Source organism: Microvirga lupini, assembly GCF_014191055.1.
In the GTDB taxonomy this organism is placed as follows: Bacteria; Pseudomonadota; Alphaproteobacteria; order Rhizobiales; family Beijerinckiaceae; genus Microvirga; species Microvirga lupini_A.
The window spans coordinates 52,164-73,528 of sequence record NZ_JACHWB010000011.1; the positions used below are offsets into that span (position 1 = coordinate 52,164).

Genomic DNA, 21,365 nt, shown 5'->3' on the forward strand with positions numbered 1-21,365 from the left:
AATGGGCTCGTTCAAGCCTATTTCTTGGCGAGCGCCTTCGCGATCTGGTCAACGCTGGCCTGCATGGCCGTCAGTCCGCCGCCGATGAGATACCAATTGGTTGGATCGAGATAGACCACCTGATTGGTCTTCCAGGCCTTGGTCTGGGCAATGAGGTCATTGTCCAACACCTTTTTGGCCGCGCCGCCGTTCTGACCTGTCGCAGCGTCACGGTCGATCACGAAGAACCAGTCGGGATTGGTCTTGAGGATGAACTCGGCGCTGACGGCCTGGCCGTGGTTCGTGGTGGCGAGCCCTTCGACGGCCGGCACGATTCCGAACCCGGTGTGCAGATGCCCGAACCGGGAGCCCGGCCCATAGGCGCTCATCTTGCCTCCGGTGGTAAGAACGAGAAGGCCCTTGCCGGCCGTCGAGGCCTCCCGCCGGAGGTCGGCCATGGATTTTTCGAGCTTGGCGAGATGCCTCTCGGCTTCGGCCCTCTTATCGAAGATCTGGGCCAGAAGCTGAACGTTGCGCTGGACGCTGCCGACATAATCCTTTGGATCGACAGTCATGTCGATCGTAGGAGCGATCTTCGCCAGATCAGCATATTTTACGCTGGAGCGGCCGCCGACAATGATCAGGTCCGGGCCAGCGGCATTAACCGCCTCGTAGTCCGGCTCGAACAGCGTTCCGACCTTTTCGTATTTGTCTGAGCCATACTTTGCGAGATATTCGGGGAAGCGCGCCGTCGGAACACCCGCGACCTCCACACCAAGCGTGTTCAGCGTGTCGAGCGAAGCAAGATCGAAGGCAAGGATCTTCTTGGGCCTCATGGGCACCGTTGTCTCGCCCTTCGCATGCTGAACCTTGAGGTCCTGCGCGATGGCGGTAGGGGAACCAAGCGCGAAGGTGCCGCCAAAGAAGGCGGCAACGATACCTGTGAGACGGGCGGAAATATCCATCATGATACTGCTCTCCATGAAATGATTGCAAAAGGAGGGAAGGGGACTCCCTCTCCGTGGCTAGAAGGTTGCGGACAATCCAGCCCAGAGACGGCGGCCCTCGACGACAGTGTTGTAGTCGGTCGGCTCGATCTCCTTGTCGAACACGTTGTAGACTGCAGCATTCAATGTCAGATTGTCTGTGAAATCGTAGGATAGACCCATGTCCATCGTGGCATAGGCGCCGTACTTGCGCCCGGCCATGCCGTTGATGATCACCGACGTTCCGTTGGTTCCGATGCGTGCGCCGCCAATGATCTCGGAGCCGTGATAGTTTATCGAGGTCCATGTCGTGAGACCGGCGACGGGTGTGACCCAGTCCAGACGGGCATTGGCCATGTGCTTCGGCGTGCGGGCGAGGGGGAAACCTTCGTACTCGCCGGTTCTCTGCTCGGAATCCGTGAAGGTATAGCTGCCGCGAAGCGAGATCGTATCGGTCGCCCGCCAAGTGGCTGCCAACTCGACACCCTGGATGACCGCATCGTCGATATTGTAGTTGTACCAGAGGCGATAATTCGGATCTTCCGACCAGCGCACCGGGTTTCCGGCATCGTCCAGCACCAAGGCGTTGCTGATCTTGTCCTTGAAATCGGTATAGAAGTAGGTCGCGCTGGCGGTGAAGCCGTCGAGATTATCCCATAGGGCGGCAACCTCGTAGCTCGTGCTCGTCTCAGCCTGCAGGTCGGGATTGGCCAGGATCACGCCGCACGTGCTGTTCGGACCGTAGGTACAGCCCTGACCGCCGGTCGTGTAGGCATAGCCCGGTGCGATCTGACGGATCTCGGGGGCACGGAAGCCTGTCGAAACACCACCTTTCAGCGTAAGGTTCTCGGTGGCGTGCCACACCGCATAACTGCGCGGGCTGAAATGGGCGCCATAGATCTCGTGATGATCCATGCGCAGGCCGCTCGTGATCGAGAATGCATCGCTCAGGCGCCATTCGTCCTCGGCAAAGAGCGCCCATTGGTTGATGCTGAACGTCTCGTCGCGACCGGTGCGACGTCCGGGATTCTGGTCTGTCAGAGTGGCGTTGAACCATTGCCCCCCGGTCACAAGGGTATGATTTCCAAACAGGTCGAACGGCGTTGTGAACTTGCCGTCGATAACCGTGTTCCTGATCTCGGGCGAGCGTGGGTTCTTGGCGAAGGCGGACGTGAGCGGATTCTCCGTGTAACTGCGGCGCTCCGCCCATTCCTGCAGGATGGAGAAGTTGGAAGTCGTGGGGCCCCAACGGCCTTCATGGGTCAGCGACCAGTACTTGCGGTCGCTATCGTTGTACGTGTCGTTGGCGGTCTCCTCCAGGGTGCCCCATTTGGAAGCATTACGCCGAATGCGGGTAAAGCCGCTCTCCAGCATGAGGTCGTGGTCCTCATTGGGAGTGAGGGTCAGGCGCCCGCCGATATTACCCTCGTGCGCCCCGGTGATGCCGCTCAGGATGTCATCCTCGCCGCGACCGAAACCGCGACCCCAGAACTGAAGTCCCAGCATGCGATGGATCAGCGGGCCGCTGGTGTAGAAGGACCCTTGAGCCGAATTGCCGAAATGTCTGTGCTGCTGGAGCGTGCCTTCCGTCGTTACCGTGCTCACCCAGTCATCAGAGACTTTGCGTGTGATGATGTTGATCACGCCTCCCATAGCGTCCGAGCCGTAGAGGGACGACATCGGACCGCGCACGACCTCGATTCGGTCGATAGCCGCGACAGGCGGAATAAAGCTCTGTTCGAAACCCGAATTGCCATTGGTGCGGGCATCGCGGGTGCTCTGACGCTTTCCGTCGACGAGGATCAGCGTATAGGATCCCGGCAGGCCCCGGATGAAGATGTCTTTTTCATTGGCGACGCCCGTGACCGTGACACCCTGGACTTCCTTCAGCGCGTCCGTGAGATCACGGAATGCACCTTTTTCAAGCTCCTCGCGTGTGATCACCGAAATGCTCGCCGGGGCGTCCTTGACGCTCTGCTCGAAGCCCGCGGCGGTCACGACCACCTGATCCAGAGTGATCACATCTTCGTTAGAGACGGGTACAGTGACCCCGGCTTCTTGCGCGAATGCTTCGAAAGAGATGGACGAAAGGGCAACGGAGAGGCAGGTGCATGCCAGGAGCATGAGCATTGGGCTTGGTCTGCCCTTCACAGTCATTCGCCTGCTGTCGTCATGCTGAATCGAAACGCCACTTCCCATTGTCCGCCCCAGATCTGTCAGAAAACCGATGGATGACAGCTACTAGGTTCCACGAAAGTTTGGGGTCAACGGCTATGTTTGAGAGCTATTCTGATTTCAGGAAAGTGCAACTTACAAGAATTCTAAAGTTACCTCCTGCGACTTGAAAGACATTGGAGAATGAGGAATAGGCAAACCACATCGAATATAATCAAGCGGCTGTCCGGCGCTTGCGTTCTGACTTTGAAGACAGAGTGATAGTGGATTCTGCATTACAAGAAGCGCCCCTGAAGCTCGGGCGTCTGCGTCTTCTTCTGGCGCTCGATGCTTTGCTCATGGAAGGAAGCGTCAGCCGCGCGGCCGAGCGCTTGGGCATGAGCACGCCGGCAATGAGCAGGCTCCTGGGCCAGATCCGTGAAGCCTACGGTAATCCTATCTTCATCCGCTCGTCCCGGCGTCTCATCCCGACGCCCTTCGCTGAATCCCTGCGCCTAAGACTTCGCGCCCTTGCGGCTGAGGCCGAGGCGCTCTTTCAGCCGGAGTTGGCTGCATCCGATGCGATGAGCATGGATGCCGCGATAGGGCCGGGTACTCCTGTCGTCGACTCGGCACCTCTGGCAGCGCGACGGAGCATCCTGCTCGAAGGCGAGCCTCTTCCGGATGTTTTCGCGCGCAAGCTCACAATCCTAGGGCGGGCGGAAGATGAGCGGAAGCGCCTTGCCAAGCACATTGCGACGTTAGGCGCAGGGATCGGGCAGAGTCGTCCGCTCACCATGGACGAGGCAGAGGATGCGTTCTCCATTATCTTGAAAGGTGCCGCTGATCCCGTGCAGATAGGGGCTCTGCTGTCCGTGATGAATTTCAGAGGCGAGACCGCAGCCGAACTGGCCGGCTTCGTGCAGGCCGCCCGCGCGCATATCGGTGCTGCTGATCCAAACTCATCTCCCGTGGCTCTGGACTGGCCGGCCTACATCTTCCCGAAATCCAGAAAGATGCCTTGGTTTCTCCAGGCGGCCTTGCTGGTAGCCGCAGCAGGCTACAAAGTCCTCCTCCATGGAAATGACAGTGGGGGCAGTACAAGAGGTACGCTCGTGTCCGCGGCGAGCGCTCTTGGCATCCCCATATGCACCAGTCCGGCCACTGCCTCCGATGCCATTGCAGAACATGGCATCGCCTATTTGCCGGTCGCAGCCATGTCCTCACAGCTTCATCGCCTGCTGTCTCTTTACGGGATGTTTGAAACGCGCTCGCCCGTCAATTCGGTCATGCCGTTGCTCAATCCCATGAGCGCTCCTGCGAGCATGATGGGCGTCGTGCGGCCGGCGTATCGCGACCTCCACCGCGATGCGGGCATGCTGCTCGGATATGGCGAATTGACCATTCTGGGTGCCCGTCGAGACGCTGCTGAAGCAACACCATTCCGCTTGAGCACGCTTCTTCGTCTCATCGATGGAAAGGCGGAGGATATCCTCGTGCCGGCCGAACCGGAACCCAGGGCCTATCCACTGACAGGCATGACAAGCCTCGAATACGGGCAGGCCGTGTGGGCAGGGACGGTGCGGGATGACCACGCCGCTGCCATAATCATCGAAACGGTTGCGATCGCACTTCTCACCTCAAGTGGAAAAGCCGGGCCGGTGGAGGATTATCGTGCGACGGCACGGGAGCTTTGGGAAGGTCGCAGAAGAGTCGCCAAGGAGAAGGCTCGGAAGCGGGCTGCGTCGTAATCTCTTATTGGTGACGTTGAACGTTCATTCAGGAAGAGCAACCAATGAGATCGATCTTCTTATCCTGGCAGTTTTGGGCGCTGCTCTCGGCAGCCTTTGCGGCGCTGACGGCGATCTTCGCGAAAATCGGAATTGAGAACGTCAACTCGGATTTTGCGACCTTTATCCGCACGATCGTGATCCTGTGCTCGCTCGGCGCCATCCTCGTGGCCACTGGCCAGTGGCAGCCGCTCGGATCGGTGTCCGCCCGCAGCTATCTCTTCATCGTCCTTTCAGGTCTGGCAACGGGAGCATCCTGGATCTGCTACTTCAGGGCTCTCAAACTCGGAGATGCCGCGCGGGTTGCACCGGTCGACAAGTTGAGCGTTGTTCTCGTCACCGTGTTTGGTGTTGCAATCCTTGGCGAGCGCTTGTCCCTTCCCAATTGGCTCGGCGTCGCTTTCATCGCTGCCGGTGCGGCGCTCGTCGCCTACAAGGGCTGATCCCTCAGGCTCTTCTCTCGAATTCAGCTGTTGCGATCTGCCGGACAGCTCTATCGGCATAAAGCTGAAGTTCGGCCTTGTCTCCTCTGGAGAAGGAGCGGGGTTTCGTGTCGATTAGGCACAAGGCGCCGAGCCTGATGTCCTTCAGGAAGGTCAAAGGAGCGCCGGCGTAGAACCGGATGAAGGGAGTCCCGGTTACGAAAGGATTGTCCTTGAAGCGATCGTCCTCAAAGGTGTCGTTGATGACGAAAACCTCATCGCTCAGGATGGTATAATTGCAGAAGGCCGCGTCTCGCGAAGTCTCGCCCGGCTCCATGCCCTGTGCTGCCTTGATTCGCTGCCGGGCCTTGTCCAGCAGGGTCAGTGTACAGATGGGGACCTCGAAGTACCGCCGGGCCTCTTCGCATATCTCATCAAGCGCCGGGTCATTCTTGGCATCGAGAGCACCGGTCTCGAGGAGGGTTTGCAGGCGCTCCGCCTCGTTCGGGCCGATAGGAAAGGACATTGTTCTTGGCCTCTTTGCTTCTTTCCTGAAGCAAATTCATTCGTAATGTAATGTCAGACGGAAAGTCAGTGCTCAGTCGGTGTATAGTCCGTTTTGGGACGAACGTAAGCCGATCCTATCCTTAGTAACCTACCTGCGTTAATCAGTTCCTATGGTGGGGGCTCATTGGATCCTGGCGCCGGCTCGTCGTCCGTTCAGAAGAGCATCCCGGACAGCGTGCCAAGCCGGTTTTCTTCGGACGGCCCGATCAAGGAGGAGCGGCCGCTGCGGGGCGCCGTCGGGTCGGGGACGGAAGCTGTTCAGCCAGGTCCGGTCGTCAGACAACCCCCATGTGCTCACGGCAAGGACATCAGCTTCTTCGAAGGCGAGATCCAGATAGGCCCTATATGTCTCAGCCACGAGGGCGTCGCGCTGCCTTCGGTCCTGGGGGCAAAGGTGATCGGACACGTCCAACTCGGTGATCATGACGCTCAGGCCCATGGCCCGGACCTCCCGAAGAAAGGCTCGAAGATCTGGATGGTCCCGGGGCTGCTCCAGGGCGGTCAGGTGGGACTGGATGCCCAGGCAGGCAATCGGCGTGCCCCTGGTTTTTTCCCGCTCGAGCAAGGCGAGCATCTGCCGTCGCTTCCGCTCAGCCGTCGGTGAGGCGTATTCGAGCCCCATCTCGTTGAGAACGAGAACGGCTTTGGGATCGAGGGCAGATGCCTGCCGGAAGGCGGTCTCGATGTAGTCAGGCCCGAAAGCTGACAGAAAGGGCGTCACGCGCAGGCCGTCCGCCCGGCCATCGGCAGGTTCCAGCGGTTCGTTCACGACGTCCCAGGAATGCAGCTGCCCGGCATATCGGGTCATGGTTGCTCTCAAGTGGTCCAGTGCAGCGTCCCGGAACTGATCCTCGGAGCTGGTCCCCAGCAGGGGCGGAACGGCCTCGTGCCACCAAAGCGTGTGTCCGTGGACGGCCAAGTTGTTGTCGGATGCAAAGGACATCAATTGATCGGCGGCCGAGTAGTCGGGGAGGTCTGGATCCCGGCAGATGGCATCCCATTTCAATTCATATTCTGGCGTAACAATAGAACAATCGCGCAGAATTGCGCGGGTGAGAGGTTGCGACAGAAGGTCGGAGGTGCAAAGACCAGTGCCGAAAAGCAAAGTGTTTCGAGCCGCAGCGCTCGACAAGCTGCTCTTCTCAAGCCCATGGTGCATTATTCATTCCTCATCCGGGAATAATATCACAGACAACCTTCCGTCCAACGCGATCCCGCTGTAGACCTCTTCCATGAAGATCCGCCACATCCTTTTGCTTCTGACGGCGTTCCTCGGGGCTGCCTTACTGATCGCCGTTGCGGTTCAGATTCGTGATGAACTGCTCGGATATCAAACCTCGGAAAGGCTGGAGGCGTCGAATACGGTCCGCGAACGACTTCTGCTCGGGACGGCAGCCCTCGCAAACGAGCGCAGCCAGACATATGTGCTGCTGATCGGGCAAAGGAACGAGGCCGACAGCGTTGCGGAGCTGCGCGACGTGCGGCGACAGGTGGACGACCTGTTGAACGCCGCAGAGCGTGATGTCACGGCTACCCAAGCCTCCTTGAGCAACACCAGCAACAGCCTGACCATCCTCTCGCGCATTCGCCAGGAGCTCGGGAACCTGCGACAACAGGCAGATGACCTTCTCGGACCTGCGGAGGGCATGAGGGGCGAACAGTTTGCCCCACGCTGGTTCCAAGAGGCCACGCGGCTCGTGGAGGAGTTGCAATCGTCCCGGATGACCATTCTACAGCGGGAGAGGCCGCTCGACCCGGTGCTCAGAACCGAGGCCGTTTTGAGAGCCTATGCGGCAATCCTCAGCGAGAGCATCGCCCGGAACCAGGCGCTGATGAGCCGCGCTCTCGGCAACCCGGCTGAAGTGGGAGGTCTCGAGATCGATGCCATCAGCCAAAACGCAGGCCGGGCGGAACTCGCCTGGGAGCTCATTGACGGTCAGATGGCCGTCCCGTTGAGCGCGACCGTCAAGGAAAGCGTCACCAGAACTCACGACAGCTACAGCGCGACCTTCGCGCCGCTTCAAAGAACCCTGATGGCATCACTCCTCGGAAAGGTGCCGCCGACACTGGGCCCTGAGGAATGGTACGACTTGACGGAGCGGGCCCTGAGCAACGTCGCGCTGATGCAGCGTGAACTCCTGCAAAGCTCTAGGGAGCGGCTTGAGCTGGAGCTCAGCCGTGCCAAGAGGTCTGTCGCCCTGTGGTCTGCCTTGCTTCTGCTGGGGGCTGCTGCCGTGCTCGCCAGCATCCTTGTCGTCCGCCGGCGGGTGGTCCGCCCCCTGGAGGGCCTTAGCCAGGCCATGCTCAGGCTTGCTGACAACGACCTGGAAATCCCCCTGCCGCGCCTCGCCCGGGCTGACGAGATCGGCGAGATGAACGACGCGCTGCGGGTCTTCAAGGCCAATGCCATTCAGCGGCAGAGAACACAGAACGAGAAGCAGATCCTGCATGCCCGTCTCCGGGATGCCTACAGCCAGCTCCAGAAGGATCTTGAGGCCGCTGCCGTCATCCAACAGACGATGCTGCCGCCGTCCTCCCGGATTGACGGCGTGGAATATCACGGGCTGTTCCGTCCCTCGAGCCTTATCGCCGGCGACACCTATAATGTGGTGCGGCGCACGGATGGAGCTGTCGGGTTCTTCCAGGTCGATGTCGCCGGCCATGGAGCGGCGGCGGCGTTGGTCTCGGTTGCCTGCCACCATGCCCTGTCGCAGGCCATCCTGACGCGAACCCAGGGAACGCCGCTGGAGGAAATCGCCGTCCAGATCAACGAGGAATGGCCTGAGGATCTGCCGTATTTCACCATGATCCTGGGTGAGATCGATTCCCGCACTCAGCGCGCCAGCATCATCCAGGCGGGGCATCCTTCGCCTCTGGTGATCCGCTCCGATGGGGCCATCGAAGTGATCGGCGATGGAGGTTTTCCTGTCGGGATGCTGCCTGCGGCCTCCTATGAAAAGATTGAGTTCGACCTAGGCCCAGGGGACCGGCTTTTCATCTACTCTGACGGGCTGGTCGAAGCCGAGGACCAGGACGGCGAGCAATTCTCCGAAACCCGCTTGCGCACGCTCGTGCGCGATGCCGCGAATGACCCAAGCTCCGCTCTGCTGGACAGGGTCAACGACGTCTTGCGGAACTGGCGAGGCTCTGAAACCCTGGACGACGACTTGAGCGTTCTCATGCTGGAGCGCTTACCCGAAAGGATCCCTGCGAATGCTGTCCACTGATCTACGCGATAATGTTCTCGTCGTCCGGGTTGAGGAGAAGCGGATCGACGCCAGCAAGGCTCCGGCATTCAAAGACGAGATGACACGGTGCATCGACGCCGGACAGAACCAGATCGTTCTCGACATGAGCCAGGTCGATTTCATCGACAGCTCCGGCCTTGGCGCGCTCGTCAGCTGCCTCAAGCGCCTCGGGCCAAGGGGCAGCCTGGCGGTTGCGGGTGCCACAGGAGCCGTCAGTCGCCTGTTCACCCTGACCCGCATGGATCGGGTTTTCGCCCTTCACCCGAATGTGGATACCGCGGTCGAACAGCTTTCCGCTTGATTCATCACAGCCCGAGCGCAGAAAGACCCACGATGGTGTCTTCCATCAGCCTCTCCATCGACAGCGATCTCGACAAGGTATCGCTCCTCGCCCGAGCCGTTCGAGCCTTGTGCCAGGACCTGCTTAGTTCTGACGATCAGGACGCCGTGGAGCTCAGCCTCGTCGAGGCCATCAACAACGTCATCAAACATGGGTACCATGGGGAGCGTGGCAAGGACGTCCAGGTGGCGGTTGGGCTTCAAGCCGATCAGGTTGTGATCGAGGTCATCGATCATGCTCCCCCCATGCCCGCTCAGGTGCTGGACACAGCCTCGGAGGACCGTTTCGACTTCGACGAAACCGATCTTGACGGCATCCCGGAGGGTGGCATGGGCCTCGCGCTCATCCGCATGAACATGGATGAGGTCGAGTATCATTCGAGCGGATCCGAGAACCGCCTGCGCATGGTCAAGCGGGTCGTTCCTCTTTCGGAATGAGCAGCTTACGATGCTGAGGCGAGGTTTGCGATCCTGTCCTGCAGGGACGGGAAAGCGACCGCCGCGGCTCCCAAGGCGGAGACAAGCACCGGGGTGACCTCGCCCGTCTGGCGCTCCATGTCGGCGATAATTCTCTGCGCCCGTGCCAATCCGTCCTCGGGCCTCAGGATGCTGAGCTGAACGGCAGACGCCACGGATGTCAGCAAAGCCGCTCGCGAGGCTGCTGCACTCGGCTCCGTGGCATAAATCTCTTCCGACCGTTGAAGATTGGCTCTCACCCTTGCCTCCACCGCAGGGGAAATGTTCGGGGGAGCATTCCGCTGGCGAGCAAGTTCGGTCGTAACGCGACCCTGGATCTGCTCTTCCGTATCGAGCGTCTCGAGATAGATGATGATTCCCGTCGAGATCACCAGCGCGGCGATGAAGGTAATCTGCCCTCGGGCCTTGAGGAGGCCTTCTCTGAAAGTCAACGTTGAGCCTCCGGTAAGCTTGATACGCGCTACGACACGGGTTTGCCGTTGGAAGTGGTCCGAAACCTAATCGCCCAGTGCCCGACAAGGCAAGAGAGATGCTTGGCGCCTGACTGGGGCAAGGAGGGATCCCTTGCTTTTCTGAAAGAAAGTATCATTTAGTGCCCGGTCATAAAGCCATGATCGGCAGCCGTATCCTAGTGTGATACCCCTCCGGTCCGACTATGCCACTGGGACGATTCGCTGGCCCGACCGGTTGGGAGGGCCCCGGGTTCAAGCTGGGCGGAAAGGATCTCTCAAAGTGAGTGAAGCAGGCCTGTGAGTATGTTGGAGTTCGGACCATCGCTCTTCATCCAGCCGCATTACGATGATGTTCCGCTCTCCTGTGGTGGGACTTTGGCGCTTCTGGCAGAAGGTGGACATGAGCCACGCATGGTCACGGTGTTTGCCGGTGAGCTGGTTGACGAGATGATAGGGGAGTTCGCCGCCTGGAAGCATGCGCGGTGGAAGGTCAAGGATGCGGAGCAGGTCTTGGCCGTCCGCCGTGCCGAGGATGCGGAGGCAGCCCGCGCGCTGGGCTCATCGGTCCGCTGGCTCGGGTTGCCTGATGCCATTTACCGTGGCGAGCGCTACCAGTCCGATCCCGAACTTTTCGGCGCTTTGAAACCAGAGGAGCGGGAACTCGCCGCTCATCTGGCAGAAGAAATTCGCCAGTTGCCTGAGTGGCGTCAGGGCACGCAGGTCTACGTTCCCTTGGGCATCGGCTCCCACGTGGATCACCAGCTTGTTTTCGAGACTGGACGACACCTCGCAGCCGCGGGCGTTAAGGTCTATGCCTATGAAGATTGCCCTTACGCGATCCACACGCCTGCCGGTGTTGAAGCGCGCCTGACCATACTAGGCGATGCTGTGGGCGAACCTGTCATCGTGCCCATTGCCAAAACCCTTCAGAAGCGCCTCGACTCGATTGCCTGCTACCGATCCCAGGTTCCCGTGATTTTCCGGTTCACTTCGGATTTTAGGAAGACCGTCACGGATTTTGCGCTAGAGACCGGCAGCAATCTCGGCCCCGCTGAGCGATTCTGGCCGGTTCATCCGCATGGTGGTCAAAGATGATGGTTGAAATGGAGCATAGGGAGCAGGGGATTGCCTTCGTCCGCCTGTCAGGGCGGTTGGACGCCGCTGCTGCGCCTCATGTTCTGTCGCGCCTGAAGGACGCCGTGGCTGACGGCAGGAGCCGTCTCGCGGTTGATTTGTCTGAGGTTTCGTTCATCGACAGCACCGGTCTAGGGACCCTGGTGTCCGGCCTCAAGGCCGCCCGCAGAGCCGAGGGCGATCTGCGCCTTGTCGCGCCCAACTCGCAGGCGCAGCGTCTGCTGCGCCTGACGACACTTGATAGGGTGTTCGTCACCTCCGACACCCTTGACGAGGTCTGGGCTTAAGACGCTTCTGGCAGCGCGCCTTCGACGATGGCAGCCTCGAATTCCGGATCGGGCTGCCAATAGGCGGCTCGGATCACCGGGATCATCGACAGGGCATTGCTGAAACCCCAGAGGGTGTTGGCGATCATCGCCCCAAGCGTATAGCCCTCGCGTCCCATTCCATAGGCCGCCCAACCCCAGGCAAGACCGGCCATGGTGATGACCACCAGCGCGATCTGCCATCTGACGAGCCGGCCATAGGTTCCGACCTGCCGGTCCTTGGGCGTGACGGGAAACGAGATCTTTTTACCTCGGACGACGGCCCAGAGCGCCTGAAGATTCAGCGGAAACATCGCGAGGTACCAGGCGCGGCCCTTGGCGTTCGAGTTGCCCCACATGGCGACGAGCTGCGACAACTCGTTGAGCAACAGGAACGGCGCGATATGCACGAAGAAATCGAGCGAGTAGCCTGAAACCGGAGCGACGCCTGAGAACAGGAAAACGATGGGCGATATCAGGAAGATGATGTTCCAGAGCGGAGACAGGTACGAGTAGAAGGTCGACCCGTACATGAGCTTCTGCGACAGCGTCAGCCCGCGACGGAACAACGGATTGTCGTGGGCGAGAATGTCCAGGGTGCCGCCCGCATATTTGAAGCGCTGGATGGTCCAGCTCAGCAGGTCGTTGGGCGACAGCATCCTGGCTTGGACAACCGGATGCAGAACCGATTTCCACCCGCGCTCCCGGTCGCTGTGCAGGACGATGGACGTGTAGATATCCTCGGATACGTGGAACTTGTAGGGCTGGAACTCTTCTTCCAGGGCACTTTGCCAGCGCATGACATCGCTGATCGAATCGGTGATGGCTTGCTCGCCGGTCAGCTGGCGGGCGGCCTTTTCATTGCGTCCGGCTGCCGCTGCGACCTGATCGGACCATTGGCGAAGAGCTGCCTCCATGACGGCTTCGCGGCGATGGATCGAGCCTGCGCCGCAGCAGAAGCTCGCATTCGCCCAGTTCCGCCGACGCAAAATGACGTCGAAGAACAGTTGTGGATCGTTGGCGAACGGATCCTCTCCGACCTGTACCGGTCCGAAGACGCGCTCGAAGGCCTTGCCGACGCCTCGGCCGAAAGCGCCAAGACGGCGTCCCAGCGCGGCCGGCAAGGGCACTCCTGGCGGGATGTCGTAGAACCAGTGCGGGGTCTGTACCCAGGCGACCTTCGGATCTCTGAAATAGCCGAGCGTCTCTTCCAGAAACGTCGGGAACGGATGCATGTCGGCATCGCAGATCAGAATGAAGTCTCCGGACGTGGAGGTCATGGCATTTCTGAGATTGCCGGCCTTGAAGCCCACATTGTCGGAGCGGGTGAGATAGTTCACCCCTTCTTCCCGTGCGACCGCCTCCATGGCCGGGCGCTTGCCATCGTCGAGAACGTGAACCCGCAGATCGATAGGATAGGGGTAAGTGAGCTTCTTGGCCGCCTGCAGGCCAACCCGAACGAGTTCAGGATCCTCGCTATAGGTGGCGAAGAAAACGTCTACGGAAACGGGTCTGTCGGGCACGTCCGCATCGTCGGTGCAGTCGCGGACTGTGACCGGAAGAGGCGCGCGTACCGGGGAGCGGGCGCTCCAGAGATTCGCCGTGAAGAGGACGAGGCCGAGGAAGGAGCCCGTCTCGGCGATGAGGAGCGGAATCGAGAACCAGAGAGCGTCGTAGTTGATGGAGTAGAGCCACCGCCAGCCGATATACCACGCACCGAAGACAAGACTCGCCGCGCAGAGAAACTGCCACAAAGTTTCATGCCAGGGTGAATACGGAAGGGGAGTCCAGGGAGTCTGACTCTGAAAGCGGGACAAGGGACGGGACAAGAAAGACGTCTCCGGGAGATCGGCTGGAGGCGAGATGCCTCTGGTCTGGGGATAAGAATAGGCTATTTTCTAGGAAAGAAAGTTCAGTGCGGCGAGGCTCTCGCCAGATCCGAACTTTACCTGCCATAAGGGCAAAATCCAGATACTGCCCCTCCTGAATTTGTGATTCGAGATTCTGAGACGATGTATAAGCGTAGGCTTGCCCTTCGTATCCGGTTCGCAAGCCTCGTTTTCCTCTGCGGGTTCGGGCTTGCTGGGTCACCCGCCTTGGCTCAATCTGCCCAGGAAGTCTTGGAGCAGGCTAGGCAGGCAGCATCGACCAACGACAACCGGGAGGCCGCCCGGCTCTTCGGGCAGACCATCAATCTTGCTCCTGAACGCCGGAACGAGCTCCTGCTCGAATATGCCGATCAGGTTGCCTATTCCGGCCGGCCTTCGGACGCCGTGCCTCTCTATCGCGAACGTCTGGCCGACCCAGCGCTTGATGCCGCCAACCGGGAACGGGCTGAGCGTGGGCTGGCCTTCGCTCTCCTGTGGAGCAGCCGGTTCCAGGAGGCGATCCCGGCCTGGGAGGCCCGCCTGAGGACAGACCCAGGAAGCGATGAGGCCAGGAAGGCTCTGTCCGATGCCTTGGTCGGGGCTGCCCGCCAGGCTGGTGAGCGCTCCGACAACGCGAACGCCATGGCGCTTTTCGGCCGCGCCGTCGAGACGGCCCCTCAGCGCCGCCAGGAGCTGCTGCCGGAGCTTGCGGATCAAACCGCCTATGCCGGTCAACCGGCTCAGGCCGTGCCGCTTTATCAGGAGGCCCTGCGAAATGGCAGCCGTCCCGAGGACCAGCAGCGCCGCCTGAGGCGTGGGTTGGCTTTCGCTCTCCTATGGAGCGGCCAATTTCCTGCCGCCATGCCAGCCCTTGAGAATGAGCTTCGGGGAGCTCCGGACGACGCTCAGGTCCGGCAGGGATTGGCAGAAGCCCGGGCCGGCGTCGAAAGAGGCCGTGCGCAGGCAGGGCAATCCTCTCAAGCAGCTCCCTCTCAACAGGCGCCAGCAGCAGCCCCAGTCTCGCCCGCAGACGCAGCCATCGCGGCGGCCCGCGAAGCGGCGGGACGAGGCGCTAATAAGGAAGCGGCTTCGCTTTTCGAGAGAGCGATCTCCCTCAATCCCTCCAAGCGGGGACCGGTCGGCCGCGAATATGCCGACCAGCTCGCTTTTTCCGGAGAGCCGGCCAGGGCGGTTCCCGTCTATCGCGAGGTTCTGGCGCGTCGGGATCTCTCCCCGGCGGAACGTCAGCAGGCGACCCGCTCGTTGGCATTCGCGCTGCTGTGGAGCAGCCAGTTCCAGCAGGCGATTGAGGCCTGGGGCGACATCCTGCAAGCGGACCGGAGCGATGCGGAGGCCCGCAAGACGCTCTCAGACGCCTATGTGGGCGCCGCCCGGCAGGCGGCCGAACGCACCCGCAATGCCGATGCCGCGTCCTTCTTCCGCAGGGCCATCGAGACTGCCCCGCAGCGACGGCAGGAACTCCTGCCGGAATACGCCGATCAGGTCGCCTATTCGGGTAATCCGGCGGGCGCCGTCCCTTTGTACCGGGAGGCTTTGCGTGATGGCCAGCGCCCGGAGGTGGAGCGCCGGCGCGTGCGGCGCGGCCTTGCCTTCGCGTTCCTCTGGAGCAACCAGTTCCGCGAGGCCATTGCTGCGTGGCAGCCTCTGTTCCGCGAGAACCCGCGCGACGAGGAAGCCCGCAAGGCGTTCTCGGATGCTCTTGTCGGCGCGGCGCGTCAGTCTGCTGGACAGGCCCGCAATGCGGACGCGGTGAACCTCTTCGAGCGCGCGTTGGCTGTCATGCCGGGGCGCCGCCGGGAGCTGCTGCGGGAATATGCCGAGCAGGTGCTCTATGCAGGTCAGCCCCTGAGAGCCATTCCGCTGTTCCAGGAAGTGCTGCAGCGCGCCGATCTGACCGCGCAGGAGAGGCGGGACGCCCGGCTCGGGCTCGCCCGTGCGCTGGCCTGGAGCGGTCAGCAAAAGCTTGCAATCCCGGTCTTCAGCGAGATCCTCGCATCGAACGCAAACGACGTCGATGCGCTCATCGGGCGAGGCAACGCTCTCAACGACATCACGGAGCACAAGGCTGCCCTGGTCGATTTCGAGGTGGTTCTCGTACTCCAGCCAAGCAATGTGGAGGCGATCCGCGGCGCTGCGACGGCTGAGAGGTCCATGGGACTGCCGAGGGCAGCCCTGGCGCGTGTCGAGCCGCTGATCGCGGGCGGCGACCGGAACCCCGCCACTCTCTTCATTGCCGCCCAGGCCCGCCGGGAGATGGGGCGCCCGGACCTGTCGGAGGACTACGCGAAGGCCGTGCTAGTGCAGAAGCCCGGTGATCCCGGAGCCTTGACGCTCCTCGATCAGCTCTATCTCGAACGCCGGCCTCTGACCCGCATCGAGAGTTGGTATGCCCGCCGCTCGGACGATCTCGGGATCTGGGCTCTGCAGGCCTCGCATGAGATGACCCTCAACGATGGCTTGACGAAGCTCGGACCTCAGGCCCGCTTCTTGCGATTCCGGGGCGGCGATTTTCCGAGCGTCGACATAGCCAGCATCGGCATCGCGGGTCAGCACAGGTTCGGCGACCATGTCGAGTTCAAGTCGTCGATCTTCCTGAACTTCGAGGACGAGTTGCGGCGCAACCGGCCGGACGGGGATGACGATCAGGACGTCACGCTGACCCACGAAACGATCTTGAGCCTAATCCGGTCCGACCTGCTCCGGTTCGACCTGAACTTGGCCCGGCGCTACGCTGACGAGGACACCTACTCGATCGTGAACGACGTGTTGGCGAACGATTTCGGCCTCAAGGTTCTCGTGACGCCGGACAATGCGACCCGCTTTGCCGCCCAGGCGATCTACAGCAATTATTCCGATGGCAATGAGCGCGTCTGGGGGCAGGTCGAGTTCGCCAAGCGGTTCACGGCCAACCCCTATTTCTGGCTGGGGGCGCGCTACACAGCCTTCGAGTTCGCAGAGGTCCTCGACAACGGATATTGGAATCCCGAGCGCTACCAGTCCTTGGAGGCGAGCGTCCATTTCTACGGTCCCTTGGCCGAGAGATGGTGGTTCGACCTTCAGGGCGCCGCCGGATACGGCTGGAGCGAGCCGGGCGAAGGGGGCTTCGTGTCCTATGCCTCCGCACGCCTGAATTACGACTTCACCTCGCAGGTAACCTTCGCACTTTATGGAAGTCACCTCCTGTCGTACGCACGCTCGTCAGAGAACGATGGCAACTTCGATACCGGAGTGGACGACGAGCCGTTCAGCCGCTGGTCTGTGGGAGGTGAACTGAGGATCCGGTGGTAGGAGGGGACTTCCGAGCTTCAGGAATTTTCGCAACCTCCCTCGCAGATCGCGAAGAGAGCGACTATTTTCGCCCCATGACAGATTCACGCGACTGGTTCCCCTCGGACGAGGAACCCAACCCCATGCGGGCCGCTCAGGCTGGCATGAAGCCGACCTTGCCGAAGCGCTTCTACAAGGAAGCCGGAGTCGAAGAGCGGGATGGCTTGTTTCATCTGACTCTCGACGGCCGCACGGCGAAGACGCCGAGCAAGCAGGCGCTGGCCGTGCCCTCCCGGGCATTGGCTAAAGCCCTGGCGGAGGAATGGCAGGGGCAGGGGGGCGAGATCGATCCCTCCACCATGCCGGTCACCCGCATCGTCAACTCCGCCATCGACGGCGTCGCGCCTCGAAAGGCCGAGGTGGTCGATGATCTCGTGCGCTATGCAGGGTCGGACCTCGTCTATTACCGCGCCGGCGAACCCGAGCGCCTAGCTAAGTCCCAGGATGCCGCCTGGAGCCCGGTGCTTGACTGGGTGAGGGAAGCCCACGGTGCCCGCTTTACCTTAGGCGAGGGCGTGATGCATGTGACCCAGCCCGAAGAGGCGGTCGCAGCCATCCGCCGGGGCATTGAGCAGATCGGATCGCCGTTTGCGCTCGCCGCACTGCATGTGATGACGACCCTGTCCGGCTCGGTGCTGATCGCCCTTGCCCATGCGGCACGCCATCTCGATGAGGATCAGGCCTGGGCGGCCGCCCATGTGGACGAACTCTACCAGGAAAGCGTCTGGGGCGAGGATTACGAGGCGGTGGAGCGCCGCCGGCGGCGTGAGGCCGATTTCAGGGCCGCGTCCCTGGTCTATCGTCTGACGCAGGCATGAAAAAGCCACCAGTGCGACACGCCTTGGCGGCTCAGGCCTCTGTATCAGGTCCTATGAGTCTTTGAAATATAGGAACATATCGCTCCAACCTGCTCCGGCCGGTTTGAGAAGTACTGTGGAGCACACACCCATAGTGGGATTTTGGCACCGGCACGGCTGTGCTAAGCGGAGGATCATTTTTCCCGGGAGTCAGGGTCCAGCCATGAAAGATATGCTCGAACGGCTTGAGGAGCGGCGCGCGCAGGCCCGTCTGGGCGGCGGCACGAAGCGCATCGAGGCGCAGCACGCCCGCGGCAAGCTGACCGCCCGGGAGCGCATCGAGCTCCTGCTCGACAGGAACTCCTTCGAGGAGTTCGACATGTTCGTCGAGCACCGCTCCACCGATTTCGGCATGGACAAGGCCAAGATCCCCGGCGACGGCGTCGTGACCGGCTGGGGCACCGTCAACGGCCGAACGGTCTTTGTCTTCGCCAAGGATTTCACCGTCTTCGGCGGCTCTCTCTCCGAGGCCCATGCCCAGAAGATCACCAAGATCCAGGACATGGCGCTGAAGATGCGTGCCCCCATCGTGGGCCTGTTCGATGCCGGCGGCGCCCGCATCCAGGAGGGCGTGGCGGCACTCGGCGGCTATGGCGAGGTGTTCAAGCGCAACGTGATCGCCTCGGGCGTCATCCCGCAGATCTCCGTCATCATGGGCCCCTGCGCCGGCGGCGACGTCTATTCGCCCGCCATGACCGACTTCATCTTCATGGTGCGCGACCGCTCCTACATGTTCGTCACCGGCCCCGACGTAGTGAAGACCGTCACCAACGAGACGGTAACCTCCGAGGAACTCGGCGGCGCCAAGGTGCACACCACCAAGTCGTCGGTGGCGGACGGAGCCTATGACAACGACGTGGAGGCACTGCTGCAGGTGCGCCGCCTCATCGATTTCCTGCCCGCCAACAACATGGACGGCGTGCCGGAGATTCCGAGCTTCGATGACCCAGCCCGTACGGACGAGAGCCTCGATACGCTCATCCCGGACAACCCGAACAAGCCCTACGACATGAAGGAGCTGATCCTGAAGGTCGTGGACGAGGCCGACTTCTTCGAGATCCAGGAGTCGTATGCCAAAAACATCATCACGGGCTTCGGCCGCGTCGAGGGCCGCACGGTGGGGTTCGTCGCCAACCAGCCGATGGTGCTGGCGGGCGTGCTCGACTCGGACGCGTCCCGCAAGGCGGCGCGCTTCGTGCGCTTCTGCGATGCCTTCAGCATCCCGATCGTCACCTTCGAGGACGTGCCGGGCTTCCTGCCGGGCACGGCGCAGGAATATGGCGGCCTGATCAAGCACGGCGCCAAGCTGCTGTTTGCCTATTCAGAGGCCACCGTGCCGCTGGTGACGGTGATCACGCGCAAGGCCTTCGGCGGCGCCTATGACGTGATGGCCTCAAAGCACATCGGCGGCGACGTGAATTACGCCTGGCCCACCGCCCAGATTGCCGTGATGGGCGCCAAGGGCGCAGTGGAGATCATCTTCCGCCAGGACATCGGCGATGCGGACAAGATCGCGGCGCGCACCAAGGAATACGAGGACCGCTTCATGTCACCCTTCGTGGCAGCGGAGCGCGGCTACATCGACGAGGTGATCATGCCGCATTCGACGAGGCGCCGGATTGCGCGGGCGCTTGCGATGCTGCGCCACAAGGAGACCGAGCGGCCCTGGAAGAAGCACGACAACATCCCGCTCTAAGAACAGCGAGCTGCTGCTCACGCGGAGAAGACAGCCCTGATACCCTGTGTCAGGGCTGTCTTGCTGTTTAGAGTGAGGAGTTGAACGTCCCGCCCGGCGTTTCAAGCTTTCTCAGCCAGCTCCTGTGCTGCGGCGCTGTTCCCCTCGGCGTCGTCGGTGATGAATCAGCAGGTTCCGCCTCGATCTCGAGAAGATAGGGAAACGTGCCTCCCGGCGTCTCCAGCTTGCGAATCCACTCTCGATGTTGAGAACGTGTTTCTTCAGCGCGTGCCGTTCCAACCGAAATTGCGGCAGCCATGGACGTGACGACGAAAAGCGCGACGATGGTGCTTCGCACGAGCGTTCCTTCTCGGTGTTTGAGGGACATGTGGGAACAGGGCTCAATGCTCTAGCGCGCGTGCCCTTGATCGTCAAAACCACTATGCGTGGTGCTCTGTCACGCTTGCCTCGGAGTCGCGGAATTGTGATACCCGATCATGGACCGAATCCGTCTCGAAGAGTTGATGACGCATATCGGATCCCTTAGCCGTTTCCGGCGTTCTGCCGTCACCTAAAAACTCTTGAGGATCGGGAATGCACGCCAAAGGCGGCCGCAACACGGTGATCGATTTCTGGCGCGGACTCGTCCTCGTCATCATCTTCGTCAATCACATTCCGGGGAACATCCTTGAGCACCTGACGCCGCGAAACTACGGCTTCTCCGACGCAGCCGAAGCCTTCGTGTTCATTTCGGGCCTCTCCGTTGCGCTGGTCTATTATCCGCGATTGCCGAAGGGCGATGTCCTTGGCGTGATCAGGCGGTGCTTCCGGCGGTCTTTCGAACTCTACCGCATGCATCTGATCATGACCGGCGCAGCGGTGGCGCTATTCTCCGTCGGCTATGTGATCAGTAACGATATCGGGATGCTGGAGGCTCATGGCCGCGGCGCCGTGTTTGACGACACGGCGCGGGGCATCACGGGTATTCTCCTGCTCGGCCATCAGCTTGGCTATTTCAACATCCTGCCTCTTTACATCGCCCTGATGCTCTGGGCGCCGGTGGCGATGATCCTCCTGCGAATTCACGTGGCTTTGGCCGCAGCCGTTTCGATCGGGATTTATGTGCTGGCGCGCATGGACGTGCTGGCGTTCCCGAGCTGGCCCGAGCCGGGACGGTGGTTTTTCAACCCCTTTGCCTGGCAGCTTCTGTTCACCATCGGGATCTACACCGGGGCTTTCCTGGTTCGGCCGGGTGTGGCCTACCAGCGCTTCGTGTTTGCAGGGGCTGTAGCCTTCCTTGTCGCATCGACAATCGTCATGACCGATGCCTTCGGCCTCTACCCGGATCTGCTCTGGAGTGCCTTCGTCAACGTCGACCTCATCAAGAGCGATCTCGGGCTTGGTCGCATGCTGCACTTCCTGGCGCTTGCCTATGTGGTGACGCAGCTTCGGATGGGGCAGGTGCTGGAGAAGACCACGATCGGAGCCGAGATGGCGCGCCTTGGACGCAACGCCTTGCCGGTCTTTGCGGTCGGTTCCGTTCTGAGTGCCGCCGGGGAGGTCATGATGACGCTGGCGGCCGTCAAGTCCTCCGCTAGTCCGCATGTCGTGGGTATGGTATTCACCCTCTTCGGCATCCTCGGACTCCTCGGACTGGCACGATATCTCGAATGGAAAAAGAAGGGCTCGACCGCTCCCAAGCTGGAGCGCGCCGGACAATCTGGCCTCGTGTCGGTTTCACCCGGGCAACTTCCGCGTTAGCGT

At 61.3% G+C, this 21,365-nt stretch carries 18 protein-coding genes; 11 read left to right on the top strand and 7 right to left on the bottom strand.

Going from position 1 to position 21,365, the window contains the following annotated elements:
- Window positions 1-17: 17 nt before the first annotated feature.
- Together FHR70_RS22670 and FHR70_RS22675 are read right to left on the bottom strand one after the other, a co-directional pair.
- Window positions 18-947, bottom strand: coding sequence for a siderophore ABC transporter substrate-binding protein (locus FHR70_RS22670; RefSeq protein ID WP_183454503.1), 930 nt, complete (start codon window positions 945-947; stop codon window positions 18-20).
- A 57-nt stretch (window positions 948-1,004) separates the two neighbouring features.
- Complete coding sequence (locus FHR70_RS22675) at window positions 1,005-3,095, bottom strand: TonB-dependent receptor domain-containing protein (protein ID WP_183454504.1); 2,091 nt, start codon at window positions 3,093-3,095, stop codon at window positions 1,005-1,007.
- Between the two features lie 308 nt (window positions 3,096-3,403).
- On the opposite strand from FHR70_RS22675, the gene FHR70_RS22680 reads away from it, so the two are divergent.
- Together FHR70_RS22680 and FHR70_RS22685 are read left to right on the top strand one after the other, a co-directional pair.
- Window positions 3,404-4,870: a glycosyl transferase family protein gene (locus tag FHR70_RS22680; RefSeq protein ID WP_343058875.1), complete on the top strand. Its 1,467-nt coding sequence runs from the start codon at window positions 3,404-3,406 to the stop codon at window positions 4,868-4,870.
- A 44-nt stretch (window positions 4,871-4,914) separates the two neighbouring features.
- On the top strand, window positions 4,915-5,352 hold the full coding sequence (locus FHR70_RS22685; protein WP_183454505.1) for an EamA family transporter: 438 nt from the start codon (window positions 4,915-4,917) through the stop codon (window positions 5,350-5,352).
- A 4-nt stretch (window positions 5,353-5,356) separates the two neighbouring features.
- On the opposite strand, the gene FHR70_RS22690 is transcribed toward FHR70_RS22685, so the two are convergent.
- Window positions 5,357-5,857, bottom strand: a complete 501-nt coding sequence (locus FHR70_RS22690) for a GAF domain-containing protein (RefSeq protein ID WP_183454507.1) — start codon at window positions 5,855-5,857, stop codon at window positions 5,357-5,359.
- Window positions 5,858-6,019: 162 nt separating this feature from the next.
- Window positions 6,020-7,057, bottom strand: coding sequence for an endo-1,4-beta-xylanase (locus tag FHR70_RS22695; protein ID WP_183454509.1), 1,038 nt, complete (start codon window positions 7,055-7,057; stop codon window positions 6,020-6,022).
- A 73-nt stretch (window positions 7,058-7,130) separates the two neighbouring features.
- Between FHR70_RS22695 and FHR70_RS22700 the strand changes: the two genes are divergently transcribed.
- From FHR70_RS22700 to FHR70_RS22710, 3 genes are read left to right on the top strand one after another with little or no spacing between them, the layout of a single operon-like run.
- Entirely contained in the window at window positions 7,131-9,125 is a 1,995-nt protein-coding gene (locus tag FHR70_RS22700) for a SpoIIE family protein phosphatase (protein ID WP_183454511.1), read from the top strand.
- Entirely contained in the window at window positions 9,112-9,447 is a 336-nt protein-coding gene (locus FHR70_RS22705; RefSeq protein WP_183454513.1) for an STAS domain-containing protein, read from the top strand. Before FHR70_RS22700 ends, FHR70_RS22705 begins: the two co-directional genes overlap by 14 nt.
- A 32-nt stretch (window positions 9,448-9,479) precedes the next feature.
- The gene (locus FHR70_RS22710) at window positions 9,480-9,923 is read left to right on the top strand and encodes an ATP-binding protein (protein ID WP_183454515.1); all 444 of its coding nucleotides are present in this window, start codon (window positions 9,480-9,482) and stop codon (window positions 9,921-9,923) included.
- Between the two features lie 5 nt (window positions 9,924-9,928).
- Here the strand turns inward: FHR70_RS22710 and FHR70_RS22715 are convergent, their stop codons facing one another.
- Window positions 9,929-10,393, bottom strand: a complete 465-nt coding sequence (locus FHR70_RS22715; RefSeq protein WP_183454517.1) for a hypothetical protein — start codon at window positions 10,391-10,393, stop codon at window positions 9,929-9,931.
- A 324-nt stretch (window positions 10,394-10,717) separates the two neighbouring features.
- Between FHR70_RS22715 and FHR70_RS22720 the strand changes: the two genes are divergently transcribed.
- Window positions 10,718-11,509: a PIG-L deacetylase family protein gene (locus FHR70_RS22720; RefSeq protein WP_183454519.1), complete on the top strand. Its 792-nt coding sequence runs from the start codon at window positions 10,718-10,720 to the stop codon at window positions 11,507-11,509.
- Window positions 11,506-11,835, top strand: a complete 330-nt coding sequence (locus FHR70_RS22725; RefSeq protein ID WP_210277754.1) for an STAS domain-containing protein — start codon at window positions 11,506-11,508, stop codon at window positions 11,833-11,835. Before FHR70_RS22720 ends, FHR70_RS22725 begins: the two co-directional genes overlap by 4 nt.
- Here the strand turns inward: FHR70_RS22725 and FHR70_RS22730 are convergent.
- Window positions 11,832-13,607, bottom strand: coding sequence for a glycosyltransferase family 2 protein (locus FHR70_RS22730; protein WP_210277755.1), 1,776 nt, complete (start codon window positions 13,605-13,607; stop codon window positions 11,832-11,834). The two genes, FHR70_RS22725 and FHR70_RS22730, sit on opposite strands and share 4 nt — an antisense overlap.
- Before the next feature lie 342 nt (window positions 13,608-13,949).
- On the opposite strand from FHR70_RS22730, the gene FHR70_RS22735 reads away from it, so the two are divergent.
- The 3 genes from FHR70_RS22735 (at window position 13,950) to FHR70_RS22745 (ending at window position 19,622) form a co-directional block, all read left to right on the top strand.
- Window positions 13,950-17,030: a tetratricopeptide repeat protein gene (locus FHR70_RS22735; RefSeq protein ID WP_183454523.1), complete on the top strand. Its 3,081-nt coding sequence runs from the start codon at window positions 13,950-13,952 to the stop codon at window positions 17,028-17,030.
- A 74-nt stretch (window positions 17,031-17,104) separates the two neighbouring features.
- Complete coding sequence (locus FHR70_RS22740) at window positions 17,105-17,887, top strand: ATP12 family chaperone protein (protein ID WP_246408463.1); 783 nt, start codon at window positions 17,105-17,107, stop codon at window positions 17,885-17,887.
- A 202-nt stretch (window positions 17,888-18,089) separates the two neighbouring features.
- Complete coding sequence (locus FHR70_RS22745) at window positions 18,090-19,622, top strand: acyl-CoA carboxylase subunit beta (RefSeq protein WP_183454525.1); 1,533 nt, start codon at window positions 18,090-18,092, stop codon at window positions 19,620-19,622.
- Between the two features lie 67 nt (window positions 19,623-19,689).
- On the opposite strand, the gene FHR70_RS22750 is transcribed toward FHR70_RS22745, so the two are convergent.
- Window positions 19,690-19,959, bottom strand: a complete 270-nt coding sequence (locus tag FHR70_RS22750; RefSeq protein WP_183454527.1) for a hypothetical protein — start codon at window positions 19,957-19,959, stop codon at window positions 19,690-19,692.
- Window positions 19,960-20,195: 236 nt separating this feature from the next.
- Here FHR70_RS22750 and FHR70_RS22755 point away from each other — a divergent pair, with 236 nt between their 5' ends.
- Window positions 20,196-21,362, top strand: a complete 1,167-nt coding sequence (locus FHR70_RS22755) for an OpgC family protein (protein ID WP_183454529.1) — start codon at window positions 20,196-20,198, stop codon at window positions 21,360-21,362.
- The last annotated feature ends 3 nt before the right edge of the window (window positions 21,363-21,365 follow it).

What these genes read in the sequence shown, in the direction of transcription:
- FHR70_RS22670 (WP_183454503.1), bottom strand. Translation starts at nt 947, where the DNA reads ATGATGGATATTTCCGCCCGTCTCACAGGTATCGTTGCCGCCTTCTTT.
- FHR70_RS22675 (WP_183454504.1), bottom strand. Translation starts at nt 3,095, where the DNA reads ATGCTCATGCTCCTGGCATGCACCTGCCTCTCCGTTGCCCTTTCGTCC.
- FHR70_RS22685 (WP_183454505.1), top strand. Translation starts at nt 4,915, where the DNA reads ATGAGATCGATCTTCTTATCCTGGCAGTTTTGGGCGCTGCTCTCGGCA.
- FHR70_RS22690 (WP_183454507.1), bottom strand. Translation starts at nt 5,857, where the DNA reads ATGTCCTTTCCTATCGGCCCGAACGAGGCGGAGCGCCTGCAAACCCTC.
- FHR70_RS22695 (WP_183454509.1), bottom strand. Translation starts at nt 7,057, where the DNA reads ATGCACCATGGGCTTGAGAAGAGCAGCTTGTCGAGCGCTGCGGCTCGA.
- FHR70_RS22700 (WP_183454511.1), top strand. Translation starts at nt 7,131, where the DNA reads ATGAAGATCCGCCACATCCTTTTGCTTCTGACGGCGTTCCTCGGGGCT.
- FHR70_RS22705 (WP_183454513.1), top strand. Translation starts at nt 9,112, where the DNA reads ATGCTGTCCACTGATCTACGCGATAATGTTCTCGTCGTCCGGGTTGAG.
- FHR70_RS22710 (WP_183454515.1), top strand. Translation starts at nt 9,480, where the DNA reads ATGGTGTCTTCCATCAGCCTCTCCATCGACAGCGATCTCGACAAGGTA.
- FHR70_RS22720 (WP_183454519.1), top strand. Translation starts at nt 10,718, where the DNA reads ATGTTGGAGTTCGGACCATCGCTCTTCATCCAGCCGCATTACGATGAT.
- FHR70_RS22725 (WP_210277754.1), top strand. Translation starts at nt 11,506, where the DNA reads ATGATGGTTGAAATGGAGCATAGGGAGCAGGGGATTGCCTTCGTCCGC.
- FHR70_RS22740 (WP_246408463.1), top strand. Translation starts at nt 17,105, where the DNA reads ATGACAGATTCACGCGACTGGTTCCCCTCGGACGAGGAACCCAACCCC.
- FHR70_RS22745 (WP_183454525.1), top strand. Translation starts at nt 18,090, where the DNA reads ATGAAAGATATGCTCGAACGGCTTGAGGAGCGGCGCGCGCAGGCCCGT.
- FHR70_RS22755 (WP_183454529.1), top strand. Translation starts at nt 20,196, where the DNA reads ATGCACGCCAAAGGCGGCCGCAACACGGTGATCGATTTCTGGCGCGGA.